Consider the following 15,217-nt stretch of genomic DNA (forward strand, 5'->3'; position numbering starts at 1 on the left):
GGCCCTACCGGCTCAACTTCTTTGGAAAGGGCACGCCCTTGGTGGTGAAGCTCTGCCCTTTGCCGATGGGGCGCATGGGGCGTTTCGTGCCGGCGGCCTTGCCGGTTCCGGGCGGCTGGTGGGCGGGCACGAGCTGGTCGGGGCGAGGGCCGATAAGGTCGGCGCGGCCCATCTCCTTCAGGGCTTCGCGCAGCAGCGGCCAATTGTCGGGATCGTGGTAGCGCAGGAATGCCTTGTGCAGCCGGCGCTGCCGGCCGCCGCGAACGGTCTCGACCTTGTCGGTCGCGCCGCGCCGCACGCCCTTCAGCGTGTTGACGCCGGTATGGTACATGGCCGTCGCGGTGGCCATGGGCGAGGGCAGGAAGGTCTGCACCTGATCGGCGCGGTAGCGGTTCTTCTTCAGCCAGATGGCCAGCTGCAGCATGTCCTCGTCGGTCGTGCCGGGATGGGCGGCGATGAAATACGGAATGAGGTAGTATTTCTTGCCGGCTTCCTTGGCCGCGGCGTCGAACATCTCCTTGAAGCGGTCATAGGTGCCGATGCCGGGCTTCATCATCTTGTCGAGCGGCCCACGCTCGGTGTGCTCGGGCGCGATCTTGAGGTAGCCGCCGACGTGGTGGGTCACCAGTTCCTTGACATATTCGGGGCTCGTGACGGCCAGGTCATAGCGCACGCCGGAGGCGACCATCACCTTCTTGACGCCCTTGACCTCGCGGACCTTTCGGTAGAGCCGGATCAGGTCGTCATGCGAGGTGTTGAGGTTGGGGCAGATGTCGGGAAACACGCAGGACGGCAGGCGGCAGGCCGCCTCGATCTTGGGGTCCTTGCAGGCCATCCGGTACATGTTGGCGGTCGGCCCGCCAATATCGGAGATCACGCCGGTGAAGCCCGGCGTCTTGTCGCGGATCTTCTCGATCTCGCGCAGGATCGAGCCCTCGGAGCGGTTCTGGATGATGCGGCCTTCGTGCTCGGTGATCGAGCAGAACGTGCAGCCGCCGAAGCAGCCGCGCATCACCGTCACCGAGAACTTGATCATGTCCCAGGCGGGGATCTTCGCATCGCCATAGGACGGGTGCGGCGCACGCGCGTAGGGCAGGTCGTAGACGGCGTCCATCTCGTCTGATGTCAGCGGGATGGGCGGCGGGTTGAGCCACAGGTCGCGGTCGCCATGGCGCTGGACGAGCGGGCGGGCATTGCCGGGGTTGGCCTCGCGATGCAGCACGCGCGAGGCGCGGGCATAGGCATCGCGATCGCCCTCGACCTGCTCGAAGGAGGGCAGCCGGATCACGGTGTCGCCGGGCTTGCGGGTCGCGCCCTCGTCGGCGGAATCGAGATCGTCGGCATGGAGTTCGGTGAAGTGCTCGGGCACGCGGCGGAACAGGGCGACGCCCCTGATGGAGTCGAGCTGACGTGGCGTGTCGCCTGCGGCGAGCCGGTTCGCCACCTCGACGACGGCGCGCTCGGCATTGCCGTAGATCAAGAGGTCGGCCTTGGCATCGGCCAGGATCGAGCGGCGCACCTTGTCGGACCAGTAGTCGTAATGGGCGATGCGGCGCAGCGAGGCTTCGATGCCGCCCAGCACCAGCGGCACGTCCTTGTAGGCCTCGCGGCAGCGCTGCGTATAGACGATCGTGCAGCGGTCCGGCCGCTTGCCGCCGTCACCGCCCGCCGTATAGGCGTCGTCATGGCGCAGCTTGCGGTCCGAGGTGTAGCGGTTGACCATGGAATCGAGGTTGCCCCCGGTGATGCCGAAGAACAGCCTCGGCCTGCCCAGCGCCTTGAACGGCTCCGCCGACTGCCAGTCGGGCTGCGAGATGATGCCGACGCGAAAACCCTGGGATTCGAGCAGGCGGCCGATGATCGCCATGCCGAAGCTCGGATGGTCGACATAGGCGTCGCCCGTGACCAGCACGATGTCGCATTCGTCCCAACCGAGCGCCGTCATCTCGGCGCGGCTCATCGGCAGGAACGGCGCCGCCCGTCCGGCATGGGGCCGGTGGACGGATAGCGGAATGATGTCTCTTTGGGCGCTGGCTATGGTTTCCATTGGCGACGTATAGGCCGCCGCCAGCTCGAATTCAATGAACCTTGACCAGGGCTCTTCACCCCAACCCGCGCGTTAGCCGCTCCAATGCGTCCACGATCAGATCGCAGAACTTCGCATGATCGAGCTTCATCGCCACGGTGTGGCGGAAATCGGTCTGCTCGCTCGCCGTGCCGCCGAAATGGCGCATGCCGCCCATTTTCTCGAAATTGCAGACGGTCATGCCCTTGGTCCAGCGGCCGGCGATTTCGACGCGGATGTCGGCCTTTTCCGTGGTGAAGACGGTTGGATCGATCATCGCGGCGACGCAGCATGCGTCATGGATGGCCGGATATTCGATCTGCAGCAGGCCGCCATGGGTGGTGGCGATGAATTCCCAGATATCGAGGATGAACTTGGCCATCGGGCCGCCGACGGCGCGCACCCGGTCCTGCAGGTCGGGGGTGGCCAGCGCCTGGTGGGTGAGGTCGAGCCCCACCATGGTGACGTCCCAATTGGCGCGGAACACCACGTCGGCGGCTTCCGGGTCGCCATAGATGTTGAACTCCGCCGCCGGCGTGATGTTGCCGCGCGTGTAGGCACCACCCATGGCGACGACCTTCTTCACCCGCCCGACGATGCGCGGGTCCTTGCGCACGGCAAGTGCGATGTTGGTGTAAGGGCCGACCGGCACAAGCGTCACCGTCTTCGGCTCATGCGCCATGACGGTGTCGATGATGAAGTCGACGGCATGCCTCCCGTCGAGCTCGAACGAGGCTGGCGGCAGAACGGGGCCGTCGAGCCCTGTTTCGCCGTGGATCTCGACGGCCAGCACCTGATCGATGATCAGCGGACCGGGAGAGCCCTTGGCCACCGGCACCTTGATGCCATAGGCGGTGCAGACGGACAACGCATTGCGCGTGGTGTTCTCGACATTGTGGTTGCCCGAAACCGTCGTGATGCCGAGGAGATCGATCTTCGGGTTGCCGGCCGCGAGCAGGATGGCGATGGCGTCGTCATGCCCTGGGTCGCAGTCCAGGATGATCTTTTCCATGGTGGGCACCTCCCTTGCCGGCCGAACCTCCTGGCACAAGAGGCTGGCGCGCCCTAGCAGTCAAGGTTTTGGTGCTCGACCACTCCAGGGGCGAACCTGCTCCCTGCGCCGGGGCAGGATGTCTTGCGTGGAGACCGCTTGATCATGCCGACCGTTGCCGATTCAAACCGAGCCGTCCTTGCCGTATCAAGCAGGGGAAGCTTCATTCGTTCGTTCGAATGACAACAAGCAGGGAAATAGGAGGTAGCGTCCGGGTGACGCGGCATCCAGCGCCGTGGCTCGAACTAAGTGGAGAATACGATCGCGGTGAGGGTCGCGCCAGGTGAGGTCAGGTGATGAATCATTTGCAGGGTACCAGGTCCAAATGTCCGCGCCTTGACTTCACCTTTACCAAGCGACGGCCTTCGCTTTTTCTTCAGGGGACACCTGGCGGCGGGCGAAACGCCATGCTGCCGGCCGTTTCGTCAATCCTCATCCTGCTGTCGGCATTTCCGGCAAATAGCCAGCTGGCGCCGGACGCGACCGCGACTGCCGCGGCCAATGGCCATTCGCCGATCGCAGTTTCGGAGCGCGCCGATCTCGCGAAAGAACCGGACAAGATGCAGCCAGGCGCGGCCGGATCCGGCACTTCCAATCCGGCGCCCGGCGAGGATGAGCAGGCCTTGCGCCGCGAATTGGCCGCGGCACGGGCCGAGTTGGCCAGGCAGGCGCAGGCCTTGAAAGAGCAGCAGCAGACGGACGAAGCGCTCACGCTCAATCTGGAGACGGCGCAGCGCGCCATCGAAAATTTCAGGGCGGAAGCCAGCCTCCTGGACAGCAAAGGCACGATGCCTGAAGCGCCTCCCGCCACGGATGCATCCCAGCCTGCGGCGACGCAGGCACTGGATGAGGAGCGCCATAAGGTGGAGCGCCTGGAACGGGAACTCGCCACGGCCCGCCAGACGATCGATACGCTCAAGACAGGCGCAAATCTGGCTATCGCGGAGCAGGCCAAGGCCGTGAGGGACCGGCAAGCGGCCGACGCCGCTTCGACGCAGGCGCTTGATGAGGAGCGCCATAAGGTCGAACTCCTGGAACAGGAACTCGCCACGGCCCGTCAGGCGATCGATGTGCTAAAGACAGGCGCAAATCTGGCCGCAGCGGAGCAGGCCAAGGCGATGAAGGACCGGCAAGCGGCCGACGCCGTTTCGAACCAGGCTCGCAATGCGCTCGAACTGGAACGCCGACGAGCCGATTCAGCCATGCGTGACCTCGACAGTGCTCGTAGGGAAAGCGACGCTTTGAAGCGGAGCTCGATGGATTTGAGCGCGGCGCTGGACCAGGAGCGTGAAAGAGCCAACGGCCTGGCACGCAGCCTCAGTGCCGCTCGCGAACAGATTTACAGCGCCAGGGAAAAACGTCGGACCGCGGCCGTGGTTCGCCCATCCAAAGGCCCCAAGAGCGCACTCGCGCGTTCGCTGCCGCGTTCGGCCGCAGCCCAAAACCCGGGCTTGCCGAAAAAACGGAAGGTGAAGGGTCCAAAGTCGCCGCAACCAGTCATGCTGGCAACCATCACTCTTCCCCCCGCATTGCTGCCGGTCCGACCACTTTCGCAGTGAAAGACAGGTGAGCGAAATGCATGGCGCACGGAGGATGACGGTGAAAAAATATTTCGCTGCCGCGTTGACGATCGGTATCGCGATCGGGCCTGCCTCGGCTCTCGATGTAGGCGGCAAGGTCGGCGGTCTCGGGCTCGGTGCTGGAGTGAGCGCCGGTTCGCAAGGCGCATCCGTGGGCGTGGGCGCGAGCGTCGGCGGTGTCGGCGGCGCCAATGTCGGCGCTTCGGTCGGCGCGGGCAATGGATCAGTCAGCGCGGGCGTCAGTGCCGGCGGCAACGTCGGCACCACGGGCGGAGGCCTTTCGACAGGTGTCGGCCTGGGCGCCGACCCGTCCGCCGAAACCGGATCGGCTGCCGCTCCTGGTGGTTCGGCCGCCACGGCAGCCAGTGGTTCTGCCACGACAGGCACTGGCTCCGCAACGACAGCCGCTGCCCCGGCAGCAACCGCCTCTGCCAGGACCGCCAGGCAATCGATTGTCCTCCCGGCCGTCCTCAGGCCCTCCAAAGCCGGTCAGGGCGACCTCACCAGGGGATATCCTTTTGCACCCCTGGAAGCACTGAAAGCGAAACCCGGTACGCCGCCCGCGGTCGTGCAAGCCTGCCGCGCGGCGATCCTATCCGCTGCCAAGCCGCTTGGCGCCGTCCGTGTCCGCGCGGTCAGCGCGGGCGTCCTGCGTCAACGCGGAGGTGCGCTGACGGCCCCGATCAAGGTGCGAATAGACTATGCAGGACGCAGCGGCGTCGAGGTCCGGCAAGCGCAAGTCGGCTGCCGGCTCAATGCGGCGGGCAGGGTCATTGCGGTCATATAGTAGGAACCTGCAACAGGCCGCACGGCGTTCCATCGCTGCCCGAGCCGGTCCGGTATGAGCGGCCTGCTACCCCTTGCGCTTCTCCACCTCCGCCTTCCTCAGCAGGAACCGCTGGATCTTGCCGCTCGGCGTCTTCGGCAATTCGGCGACGAAATCGATTTCGCGCGGATAGGCGTGGGCGGACAGCCGTTTGCGGACGTGTTGCGCCAGTTCCTCGGCCAGTTCCGGGCTGCCCTGGTAGGCGGAAGCCAGGATGACGAAGGCCTTGACGATTTCGGTGCGCTGCGGGTCGGGCACGCCGACCACGGCCGCCTCGTTGACCGCGGGGTGTTCGATGAGCGCGCTTTCGACATCGAACGGGCCGATGCGGTAGCCGGACGAGGTGATGACATCGTCGGCGCGGCCGATGAAGGAGACCGAGCCGTCGGGCTCGTATTCCACCGTGTCGCCGGTACGGTAATAGCCGCCCGCGATCGCCGGCGTCTCGGCCTGGTGATAGCCGTCGAACCAGCGCAGCGGTGAATTGGCGATGTCGACGGCAAGGATGCCGGGCTGGTTGGGGCCGAGTTCGTTGCCTTCGTCGTCCAGCACCACCATGCGGTAGCCCGGCATGGCAAAGCCGGCGGAGCCCGCGCGCACAGTATGTGAAAGCCCATGATGGTTGTTGACCATCATGCCGTTTTCGGTCTGGCCGTAATGATCGTGGATGGGCGCATTGAGGTGAGCGTCGAACCAGCGGATGACTTCCGGGTTCAGCGGCTCGCCGGCGCTGCTCACAACACGCAGCCGGCCCTTGATGCGGGCGGCGGCCTCGGGCCCTTCGGCGAGCAGCAGGCGGAAGGCGGTGGGCGAGCCGGCGAGGCTGGTGACGCCGAGCCGCTCGATGATTTCGTAGGTGCTTTTGGCCGTGAAGGCACCCTCGTTGAAGGTGGTGGCGATGCCGAGCATCAGGGGCCCCGTGATGGCGTAATAGAGGCCGTAGGCCCAGCCGGGATCGGCGATGTTCCAGAAGACGTCGTCGGGGCGCAGCCCGATGGCGTCACGCATATAGGCGCCGAAGGCGAGCAGCGCGCTGAGCGGCACCGGCACGCCTTTGGGCAGGCCTGTCGTTCCCGATGTCGACATCATCATGAACAGGTCGTCGCCCTTGCGCATGACGGGTTCGCAATCGGGCGAGGCAGAGGCAAGGGCGGCGCGGAAGTCGATGTCGCCTTGAGGCAAGGCATCGCCGGGGCCGAGAATGGTCGCCACGCGCGGGCAGTTCTCGATCTCGTCGAGCTTGCCGCGATTGGCCGGATTGGTCACCACCAGCCTGGCGCCGCTGTAGCCGAGGCGGTGTTCGATCGCCTTCGGGCCGAAGGCGGTGAACAGCGGCTGGTAGACGGCGCCGATGCGCCATGTGCCGAGGATAAGCGCTATGAGCTCGGAAATGCGCGGCAGCATGCCGGCGACGACATCGCCGGGGCCGACGCCAACATCCCTGAGCAGGTTGGCGACGCGGCCCGACATATCAGCGAGGTCGTCGAAGCTGAATTCGCGCAACGCGCCGCCGGCGGAGATCGCGCGCAGCGCCAGCCGGTTCTGACCGGTGTAACGGCCGCAGCACTCGACATAGGCGTTGATGCCGGTCGCCGGGTCGCCGTCGAGCCTGGCGATCTCATCCTCGATGCGAAAGGCCGCAACGGCGTCCTCATAGCGCGGCAAGCCGGTCATGTCAGTCCTCCCTGGCGGCGCCCATCTCCCCATGGAGCGCCATCATCCGTCAGATTGCCTGAAATCGTTGTGATGGTCGATTGCGACGAAGGTGGGGGCAGGCATTGGCCTCGTCCGCACCGGCCTGTATCATGGCCGGGTGAATGCAGTAGAGGAGGCTCGGGCATGCGGCTGGATCGGAACCTCTGCCATTGGCGACTCTGGACCTTCATCGCCGTCCTGGCGCTTTGGCCGCAGGCGGCGCCTGCCGACACCATCACGCCCGAGCGCATCGCCGCTGCCCTGCCGAAGCTCGAAGCGCTCGCCGAAGCCGTGGTCAAGGACGGTGCCGTTCCCGGTCTCGCCATCGCGGTGGTGCATGACGATGACGTGGTCTTCCTCAAAGGTTTCGGCCATCGCGAGGCCGGCAAGCCGGAGGCGGTCGACGCCGACACGGTGTTCCAGATCGCCTCGCTTTCCAAGCCGGTCTCCGCCACCGTCGTGGCGGCGCTGGTCAGCGACGGGATCGTGTCCTGGGATTCGAAGATCGCCGACCTCGATCCGGCCTTCCGGCTGGCCGACCCCTATCCGACCAGCCAACTCACCATACGCGACCTGTTTTCGCACCGCAGCGGACTGCCCGGCACCGCCGGAGACGACCTCGAGGACATAGGCTACGACCGCGCCGAGATCCTGCATCGCCTGCGCTTCGTGCAGCCATCGTCGAGCTTCCGTGCCGGCTACTCCTACAGCAATTTCGGACTGACCGAGGGCGCCGTCGCGGCCGCCATGCCGACTGGCAAGCCCTGGGAGGAGGTCGCCGAGGAGAAGCTCTACCGTCCGCTTGGCATGGCCTCGACCAGTTCGCGTCATTCGGACTTCGTCAAGCGCGCCGATCGTGCCGCGCTGCACATCATGGTCGATGGCGCCTGGGCCGCCAGGATAGAGCGCAATCCGGACGCGCAGGCGCCCGCCGGCGGCGTCAGCTCCACCGCGCGCGATCTCTCGCAATGGGTGCGCCTCATCCTCGGCAACGGGGTCTATGCCGGCAGGACGCTGATATCAGCCGATGCGTTGGATCAGACGCATGTGCCGCTGATGACACGCGGCAAGAACCCTGTCTCCGGCGGCGAATCCTTCTACGGCCTCGGCTGGAATGTCGAATTCGGCCGCCATGGCCTGAGCTGGGGCCATGCCGGCGCCTTCAGCGTCGGCGCACGCACGCTGGTGACGATCTTCCCGCGGGAGAAGCTTGGCATCGTCATCATCGCCAACGCCTTCCCGACAGGCGTGCCGGAAGGGCTGTCCGACAGTTTTGCAGACCTCGTTTTCGAGGGGGCGGTCCAGAAAGACTGGGTCAAGGCATGGAACGGCATCTATGCCGGAATGTTCGGCCCGGCGGTCGACGCGGCCAAGGCCACCTATGCCGCGCCGCCATCTCCGGCAAGGCCGGCCCGTCCGGCAAACGCCTATGCCGGCCGCTACACCAACGACTTCTTCGGCAATGCTACCGTGGCGAATGCGGGAGAGGGGCTTGTGCTCAAGGTCGGCCCGACCGGCGCCCGGTCCTATTCCCTGGCGCATTTCGACGGCGACCTTTTCCTGACCTTCCCCGATGCCGAGACACCGGACAGGCCAACCGGCGTGAGCTTCGTCGTCGGCCCCGACGGCAAGGCATCGGCCATGACCATAGGCTTCCTCGACGACAATCATCTGGGCACACTGCGGCGGGTGGGTGACTAGGGGCTGACGGGGGCAACAAACGGCGGCCGGCCGCACGTCTTGTGCCGCACTTGCAAGATTTCTACGCCACGCGTGGTTGAGCTGATCTGGGTTTGACCACGGTGGCGAGTATGATGCCGACGACAATGAAGGCCGCACCGACCAGATCGTAATCGTGCAAGTCCTCGCCGAGCAGCAGATAGGCGAGCATGGCGACGAACACCGTCTGCAGGTAGAGCAGCATGCTCGCCCGGCTCGCGCCGAGCGTTTCCACGCTCTTGTTGTAGAGATAGTACATCAAGGCACCGCCCGGACCTGCCAGATAGGTGAGCGCGAGAATGCTGTGGACGTTCATGGCGGAGCGTTCGTCGTTGAACAATTCCCACATATGGAAAGGCAAGGCGACCAGCGCACCGGCGCCGAGCAGCAGCACGACCATCGGCAGGAGTTCGATGCCGAATTTGGCACGCCGCAAAAGCACGGTGTAGAGGCCCCAGCAGAACGCGCTGCCGACAATCCAGAGCTCGCCGGCGTTGAACTTGAGTTGCAGCAGGGCCGTCAGGTTCCCGTGGGCAACGATGAAACTCATCCCGGCGAGCGCAACCAGCGCGCCAAGCGACTTCCACAGCCCGAGCGGTTCGCCAAGCACGAGACGGGCGAGCACCATCGTCATGACCGGCGACAGCGCCATGATGATGCCGGCCGTGGTGGCATCGGTGTCGTTGAGGCCATGGTAGATCATACCCTGGCATAGTGTGAGGCCGATCGCCCCCACGGCGACGACCTCCACGGCGCGCGTTCGCAAAAGCCCGATCATCGCGTCGTGATGGCGGTGCACAATCGGCAGCAGGATGGCGCAAGCAAGCGTCAGCCGCCAAAAGCAGAGGCCCCAGGGCGGCATTTCAGGCGCCACCCATTTGGCCGCGATATAGACACCAGCCGAAAGCAGCCAGCACAGGACGGCGGCCGGATAGCCGGTCACGGAGGATACGGGGCCGACCGCGGGTTGCGCGGCTTGATGCGCTATCGGCACTGCCTGCATGTCATGTCCTCCTCAGGACGCGGGGTTGAACTGGAGCAGCTTGAAGCAGTCGCCGCCGCCCGACTTCGCCTGCGACAACACCGGTTTCGACCGTTCAATCCATTCCTGCTGCGACCTGGCATCGGCCTCGATCGCATCGACCGGGGCCGCGCCGACGAAGCCGCGGCCTTGGCTGAACAGCCAGCAGGCGCGGGCCAGATGCCGCCTGGAGCGCTGGCGCAGCAGGTCGGCATCGTAGAAGATGTCGAGCACCTCCTGCTTGACCCGGCGTTCCTTTTCAGGATCGGCGACCGCTGCCTCCGCCGGATCGCCGCCGATCGTGTCGCGCAGGTCCTTGTAGTCGAGGGTGAGCTGGGTCGTGGCGTATTTGATCTCGCTCTCGTCGCGCACGATGTCGAACCACAGCCTGGAATCGAGCTCGTTGACGACGAAAGAGGATTCGAAATCGCGCGACAAGTTCAGCACCTCGAAGTCCGCGAGATCGACGTCGCGCTCGACCAGCAGGATCCTGGCCGCCTGTTTGCCGAGCTCTGTTCCCTGGAGGCTGACGGCGGTGTTCTTGCCGCCGAGATGGGGATCGAGATAGGGCCCGCCTTCATCCAAGAGCTCGTCGAATTCTTCCAGCGACTGCATGACAGGCGCGCCGCGGGCAATGCGCGCGGCGAGCTTGGCCAAAACCTGCTGCAGCTCCGTCTCGCGCCTGCGCTGGTCCTGATAGTTCTGCTGGAAGAAGAAGATGAACAGCGACACGCCGATGCCGATCAGGATCACGCCCAGCTGTGAAAAGATGTTGCGATAATATTCGAGCAGCTTTTCGCGATGGCGCACGTCGGTGCGCACGCTGTGGGCGACGCGAAGATTGACGATCAGCGACAGGATGAGCAGCCCGGCGCCGACCAGGATGAGGCCGCCGATGAGGAGGTAGCCGTGGCCCGTGCTGAAATCCATCCGCGTATCCCAAGACCCCAGACTGCGCAGAATAGAGCCATTTTGCTTCAATACCTACGGTTTCGTTGGTGATGGGGTCGATGGCGGCGAGGTGCCCATTGTGAGCAACGGATCGATGGCCGCATCCCTCTCTTTGTTTGGCGCAATTCCGGACGGAAAACCGTTTCACACTTTTGCTGGAATTGCTCTAAAGGTTCGCCTCGGCGAAGATGCGCGCGGCCCAGTCGAGGAAGACGCGCAGGCGCGGCGAGAGCTGGCGATTCTGCGGGTAGAGCGCCGACAAAGGTGTCGGCGAGGGCGGATAGCCGCCCAGCACCTCGACCAGCGTACCCTGAGCAAGGTCCTTCTCGAAGCGATAGCGCGGCGCCTGGATGAGGCCGAGGCCGAGCCGGGCGAGGTCCGCGGCGGTGTCGGAATTGTTGGCGGCGACGCGGGCCGGCAGCCTGATCTCGCGGGTCTTGCCGCCGACGGTGAATTCGAAGGGCAGCACCTCGCCGGTGCGCGACGAGACGAAGCCGACCGCCTGGTGGCCGTCAAGCGCGTCGGGGGAGGCGGGTATGCCGTGGCGAGAGAGATAGACAGGGCTGGCGCAGGTCATCTCGCGGATCATCCCCAGCCGGCGCATGATCATGCCGCTGTCGGGCGGCTCGCCGACGCGGATGACGCAATCGACGCCCTCGCGCACCAGGTCGACCAGCCGGTCGCTCTGGCCGATCTGCAGGTCGATGCGGGGAAAGCGGGCGAGGAATTCCGGCAGGCGCGGCAGCAGGAAGGTGCGGGTGAGCAGCGTGCTGGCGTCGATGCGCAGCAGGCCGAAGGGCTCGGCGTTGCGGAAGGCGGCCTCGGCATCCTCGATCTCGGCCAGGATCGACAGGCAGCGCCGGTAATAGGCCTCGCCGTCCTGCGTGGCGTTCACCTGCCGCGTCGTGCGCTCCAAAAGCCGCGCGCCGAGATGTTCTTCGAGCCGGCGGATCGCTTCCGTTGCGGTTGACCTGGGAAGGCCGAGATCGGCGGCGGCAGCGGTGAAACTGCGCCGCTCCAGCACGCGAACGAAGAGCCGCATCGTATCCAGGCGATCCATGCTCTTTGTTCGCAGTTTCCGAATAGTGATGTCAAGAGGCGGCCGATTATCCGGCGGATGGCTGCATCTATATCCGTGTCACCAGCAAAACGGAGCGACTTCCATGACAGACCGGCAGACAGACCCAACCAGAACCGCGATCGTGACCGGCGCCTCCAAGGGCATCGGTGCTGCGATCGCGCAGCGGCTTGCCCGCGACGGCATCGCCGTCGTCGTCAACTATGCGCGGGGCCAGGCCGAGGCCGAGGCGGTGGTCGGCGCGATCGAGGCCGAAGGCGGCAAGGCGATCGCCGTGCAGGCCGACATCGCCGACCCCGCAGGCATCGCCACACTGTTCGATGCCGGCGAGAAGGCGCTCGGCGGCGTCGACATATTGGTCAACAATGCCGGCATCATGAAGCTGTCGCCGATCGCCGCGACCGACGATGCCGCCTTCGACACGCAGATCGCGATCAATCTCGGCGGCGTGTTCCGGGGCATGCGCGAAGGCGCAAAACGGCTTCGCGACGGTGGCCGCATCGTCAATTTCTCCTCGAGCGTCGTCGGCCTCTACCAGCCGGGTTACGGCGTCTATGCCGCCACCAAGGGGGCTGTCGAAGCGATGACGCATATCCTGGCCAAGGAGCTTGGCGCGCGCCGGATCACCGTCAACGCGGTGGCGCCCGGCCCGGTCGAGACCGCGCTGTTCATGGACGGCAAGAGCGCGGCGCAGATCGAGGCTACGGCCAAGATGATCCCGCTCGGCCGGCTCGGCCAGCCCGAAGACATTGCCGGCGTGGTCGCGTTCCTGGCCGGGCCGGACAGCGGCTGGGTCAACGGGCAAATCATCCGCGCCAATGGCGGCGTGATCTGAGGGAGGCAATGATGAAGCAGACAATCCTGATCACCGGCGCCTCCAGCGGTTTTGGCGCCATGACGGCGCGGGCGCTGGCGAGAGCTGGCCACACGGTCTACGCCTCGATGCGCGACCCCTCGGCGCGTGGCGGCGCGGCTGCGGCCGAGATGGAGACGCTTGCGCGGGACGAGAACGTTGCGCTCAGGACGATCGCGCTCGACGTCACCTCGGACGCCTCTGCCGAAGGGGCGATCCAGCAGATCCTCGGCGAAGCCGGCCGGCTCGACGTGCTCATCCACAATGCCGGGCATATGGGGTTCGGGCCGGCCGAGGCGTTCTCGCCAGCGCAGCTGGCGCAGCTCTATGACGTCAATGTCGTCGGCCCACAGCGCGTCAACCGCGCGGCCCTGCCGCATATGCGCTCCCTCGGCCGAGGCCAGATGATCTGGGTCGGTTCGAGCAGCACGCGCGGCGGCACTCCTCCCTTCCTGGCGCCCTATTTCGCCGCCAAGGCCGGCATGGATGCGCTGGCGCAGAGCTACGCACTTGAACTCGCCCGCTTCGGCATCGAAACGACCATCGTAGTGCCGGGCGCCTTCACCAAGGGCACGGAGCATTTCCACCATGCGGCGGCGCCCGACGATGCCGGGCGCGCCGGCGCCTATTGGTCCGGCCCCTATGCCGGTGCCGACCAGCAGGCGCTGAAGGGGCTGGCGTCCCTGGAGCCGGCGTATGCCGATCCGGCCGAGGTCGCCGAGGCCATCGTCGAGCTCGTGGCGATGCCGCACGGCAGCCGTCCGCTGCGTGTCCATGTCGACCCCTCCGACGATGGTGCTGCAATCGTCAACGGCGTTGCCGACCGCGTGCGCGCACAACTCCTGGAACGGATCGGCCTCGCCGACCTGCTCCACCCCAGAGCCTGAAACCCAACCTCAACAGAAAAGGAAACGATCATGCCATTTGCCAACATCAAGCTGCCGCAGGCCGCACTCTCCAAGGCACAGAAGGAAGACCTCATCCATCGGACCACCGCCATGTTCGTTGACTTTTTCGGCGAAGGCGTGCGGCCCACCACGATGGTGCTGGTGGAGGAGATCGCCGACGGCGGCTATGGCCGCGCCGACGAGGTGTCCGTCATACCTGAAGCCTATCGCGCGAAGGAGTAGGTAGGAGCGACCCTTGCCGCGGGCGACCGGGAGCGAGGAACCCAGATCCAGATAGGTCTGCGCCAGGACCCCCACCCGGACCTTCGGTCCGACCTCCCCACAAGGGGGAGGTAGGGAGCCTGCCTTTCCACGTCTCTACAGGTGCGGACGGGTGGGCACTTCCTCACCCTCCCCCTTGTGGGGAGGGTCGCTGCGCAGCAGCGGGGTGGGGGGCAGCGCGGCGCTGCTCAGTCCCTCCTGGCCATCCCCACCCAGTCAGCCGCGACCTCGGCAAACAGCCAGTCGCGAAACGCCCTGACCTTCTTCTGGCGCAGCGCGCCGTCGGGATAGACGAGGTGGTAGCTGGCCGCCGATCTCAGCGCCAGCTCGAAGGGACGCACCAACCGCCCCGATGCCAGGTCGGCCGAGACCAGCGCGCTGCGGCCGAGCAGCACGCCTTCGCCATGCACGGCGGCCTCGACGGCGAAGGTGGCGGAATCGAAGCGCACGCCGCGTTTGGGGTCGATGCCCTCGACGCCGGCCTGTTGCAGCCATGTGGCCCAGTCGATGCGAAAGGCGTCGTGGATCAATTTGTGGTGCCTGAGGTCCCCGGGCACGCGCAGCGGATGTTCGCCTTGCAGCAGCTCCGGGCTGCAGACGGGGAAGACCTCCTCGTCGGCGAGAAATTCCGCCGTCACGCCGGTATAGCCGCCCTTGCCGTAGCGGATGGCGATGTCGATGCCGTCGCTAACGAAATCGGCCAGCACGCCCGAGGTCGCCAGCCGCACGTCGATATCGGCATTGGCGCGGTGGAAGCGATGCAGCCTCGGCACCAGCCAGCGGCCGGCGAAACCATCCGATGTGGAGACGTTCAGGATGCGCGTCGAGCGGTCGGGCGTGGCGGCGATGGTGGCGGCGGCGATCTGGTCCAGCGCCTTGCCGACCTCCACCGCGTAGGCCGCACCGACGGCGGTCAGGCGCACGGATCGCGTTCCCCGGTCGAACAGCTGGATGCCGAGCCTGTCCTCGATGTTGCGGATGGCCCGGCTGACCGCGCCATGGGTGAGGTTGAGCTCCTCCGCCGCCCTGGAGAAGCTCAGATGCCTGGCGGCGGCGTCGAAGGCGGGCAAGGCGGTGAGGGGCGGCAGTCTGCGCGGCATGATCTCGACCTGTGAGCGTTGCTCACAAATCCTGCACAAAGAGTCGTTTGTCGTCCAGCCCGGAAATGCCCAATATCAGGGTGTACCGGCGCACAGACATCAAGTTTCC

General features: G+C 65.9%; 13 protein-coding genes. 6 read left to right on the forward strand and 7 right to left on the reverse strand.

Translation table 11 applies throughout. The features are described from left to right. Positions 1-4 precede the first annotated feature (4 nt). Positions 5-2,047: a YgiQ family radical SAM protein gene (locus tag JG746_RS14325; protein ID WP_202358716.1), complete on the reverse strand. Its 2,043-nt coding sequence runs from the start codon at positions 2,045-2,047 to the stop codon at positions 5-7. 55 nt (positions 2,048-2,102) lie between these two features. After that, positions 2,103-3,077, reverse strand: coding sequence for a nucleoside hydrolase (locus tag JG746_RS14330; protein ID WP_202358717.1), 975 nt, complete (start codon positions 3,075-3,077; stop codon positions 2,103-2,105). A gap of 446 nt (positions 3,078-3,523) precedes the next feature. Here JG746_RS14330 and JG746_RS14335 point away from each other — a divergent pair, with 446 nt between their 5' ends. Together JG746_RS14335 and JG746_RS14340 are read left to right on the forward strand one after the other, a co-directional pair. Then, entirely contained in the window at positions 3,524-4,675 is a 1,152-nt protein-coding gene (locus JG746_RS14335) for a hypothetical protein (RefSeq protein WP_202358718.1), read from the forward strand. Positions 4,676-4,709: 34 nt separating this feature from the next. Beyond that, entirely contained in the window at positions 4,710-5,483 is a 774-nt protein-coding gene (locus JG746_RS14340) for a hypothetical protein (RefSeq protein ID WP_244730802.1), read from the forward strand. 66 nt (positions 5,484-5,549) lie between these two features. Here the strand turns inward: JG746_RS14340 and JG746_RS14345 are convergent, their stop codons facing one another. Further along, positions 5,550-7,196, reverse strand: coding sequence for an acyl-CoA synthetase (locus JG746_RS14345; RefSeq protein ID WP_202358720.1), 1,647 nt, complete (start codon positions 7,194-7,196; stop codon positions 5,550-5,552). Positions 7,197-7,361: 165 nt separating this feature from the next. Here JG746_RS14345 and JG746_RS14350 point away from each other — a divergent pair, with 165 nt between their 5' ends. Beyond that, a complete protein-coding gene (locus tag JG746_RS14350) occupies positions 7,362-8,918 on the forward strand; it encodes a serine hydrolase (RefSeq protein ID WP_202358721.1) in 1,557 nt (518 codons plus the stop codon). Between the two features lie 61 nt (positions 8,919-8,979). On the opposite strand, the gene JG746_RS14355 is transcribed toward JG746_RS14350, so the two are convergent. From JG746_RS14355 to JG746_RS14365, 3 genes are all read right to left on the reverse strand, one after another. Next, a complete protein-coding gene (locus JG746_RS14355; RefSeq protein WP_202358722.1) occupies positions 8,980-9,939 on the reverse strand; it encodes a DMT family transporter in 960 nt (319 codons plus the stop codon). 12 nt (positions 9,940-9,951) lie between these two features. Next, the gene (locus tag JG746_RS14360; RefSeq protein ID WP_202358723.1) at positions 9,952-10,887 is read right to left on the reverse strand and encodes a hypothetical protein; all 936 of its coding nucleotides are present in this window, start codon (positions 10,885-10,887) and stop codon (positions 9,952-9,954) included. A 187-nt stretch (positions 10,888-11,074) separates the two neighbouring features. Continuing rightward, positions 11,075-11,968, reverse strand: a complete 894-nt coding sequence (locus JG746_RS14365) for a LysR family transcriptional regulator (protein ID WP_202358724.1) — start codon at positions 11,966-11,968, stop codon at positions 11,075-11,077. Positions 11,969-12,071: 103 nt separating this feature from the next. On the opposite strand from JG746_RS14365, the gene JG746_RS14370 reads away from it, so the two are divergent. The 3 genes from JG746_RS14370 to JG746_RS14380 are packed head-to-tail and all read left to right on the forward strand — an operon-like array spanning position 12,072 to position 13,969. Then, positions 12,072-12,821 (forward strand): SDR family oxidoreductase, encoded by a 750-nt coding sequence (locus JG746_RS14370; RefSeq protein ID WP_202358725.1) that lies wholly within the window; start codon positions 12,072-12,074, stop codon positions 12,819-12,821. 8 nt (positions 12,822-12,829) lie between these two features. Further along, positions 12,830-13,726, forward strand: a complete 897-nt coding sequence (locus JG746_RS14375) for an SDR family oxidoreductase (protein WP_202358726.1) — start codon at positions 12,830-12,832, stop codon at positions 13,724-13,726. 30 nt (positions 13,727-13,756) lie between these two features. Next, positions 13,757-13,969 (forward strand): tautomerase family protein, encoded by a 213-nt coding sequence (locus tag JG746_RS14380; protein ID WP_202358727.1) that lies wholly within the window; start codon positions 13,757-13,759, stop codon positions 13,967-13,969. A 227-nt stretch (positions 13,970-14,196) separates the two neighbouring features. On the opposite strand, the gene gcvA is transcribed toward JG746_RS14380, so the two are convergent. Then, positions 14,197-15,108 carry a transcriptional regulator GcvA gene (gcvA, locus tag JG746_RS14385; protein WP_202358728.1) on the reverse strand — a complete coding sequence of 304 codons (912 nt, stop codon included), beginning with the start codon at positions 15,106-15,108 and terminating at the stop codon, positions 14,197-14,199. Positions 15,109-15,217 lie beyond the last annotated feature (109 nt).

The organism is Mesorhizobium sp. 113-3-3 (assembly GCF_016756495.1).
GTDB lineage: Bacteria > Pseudomonadota > Alphaproteobacteria > Rhizobiales > Rhizobiaceae > Mesorhizobium.

Bases quoted from the DNA above. Each gene is read 5' to 3' on its own strand.
- JG746_RS14325 (WP_202358716.1), bottom strand. From the start codon at position 2,047: ATGGAAACCATAGCCAGCGCCCAAAGAGACATCATTCCGCTATCCGTC.
- JG746_RS14330 (WP_202358717.1), bottom strand. From the start codon at position 3,077: ATGGAAAAGATCATCCTGGACTGCGACCCAGGGCATGACGACGCCATC.
- JG746_RS14335 (WP_202358718.1), top strand. From the start codon at position 3,524: ATGCTGCCGGCCGTTTCGTCAATCCTCATCCTGCTGTCGGCATTTCCG.
- JG746_RS14340 (WP_244730802.1), top strand. From the start codon at position 4,710: ATGACGGTGAAAAAATATTTCGCTGCCGCGTTGACGATCGGTATCGCG.
- JG746_RS14345 (WP_202358720.1), bottom strand. From the start codon at position 7,196: ATGACCGGCTTGCCGCGCTATGAGGACGCCGTTGCGGCCTTTCGCATC.
- JG746_RS14350 (WP_202358721.1), top strand. From the start codon at position 7,362: ATGCGGCTGGATCGGAACCTCTGCCATTGGCGACTCTGGACCTTCATC.
- JG746_RS14355 (WP_202358722.1), bottom strand. From the start codon at position 9,939: ATGCAGGCAGTGCCGATAGCGCATCAAGCCGCGCAACCCGCGGTCGGC.
- JG746_RS14360 (WP_202358723.1), bottom strand. From the start codon at position 10,887: ATGGATTTCAGCACGGGCCACGGCTACCTCCTCATCGGCGGCCTCATC.
- JG746_RS14365 (WP_202358724.1), bottom strand. From the start codon at position 11,968: ATGGATCGCCTGGATACGATGCGGCTCTTCGTTCGCGTGCTGGAGCGG.
- JG746_RS14370 (WP_202358725.1), top strand. From the start codon at position 12,072: ATGACAGACCGGCAGACAGACCCAACCAGAACCGCGATCGTGACCGGC.
- JG746_RS14375 (WP_202358726.1), top strand. From the start codon at position 12,830: ATGATGAAGCAGACAATCCTGATCACCGGCGCCTCCAGCGGTTTTGGC.
- JG746_RS14380 (WP_202358727.1), top strand. From the start codon at position 13,757: ATGCCATTTGCCAACATCAAGCTGCCGCAGGCCGCACTCTCCAAGGCA.
- gcvA (WP_202358728.1), bottom strand. From the start codon at position 15,108: ATGCCGCGCAGACTGCCGCCCCTCACCGCCTTGCCCGCCTTCGACGCC.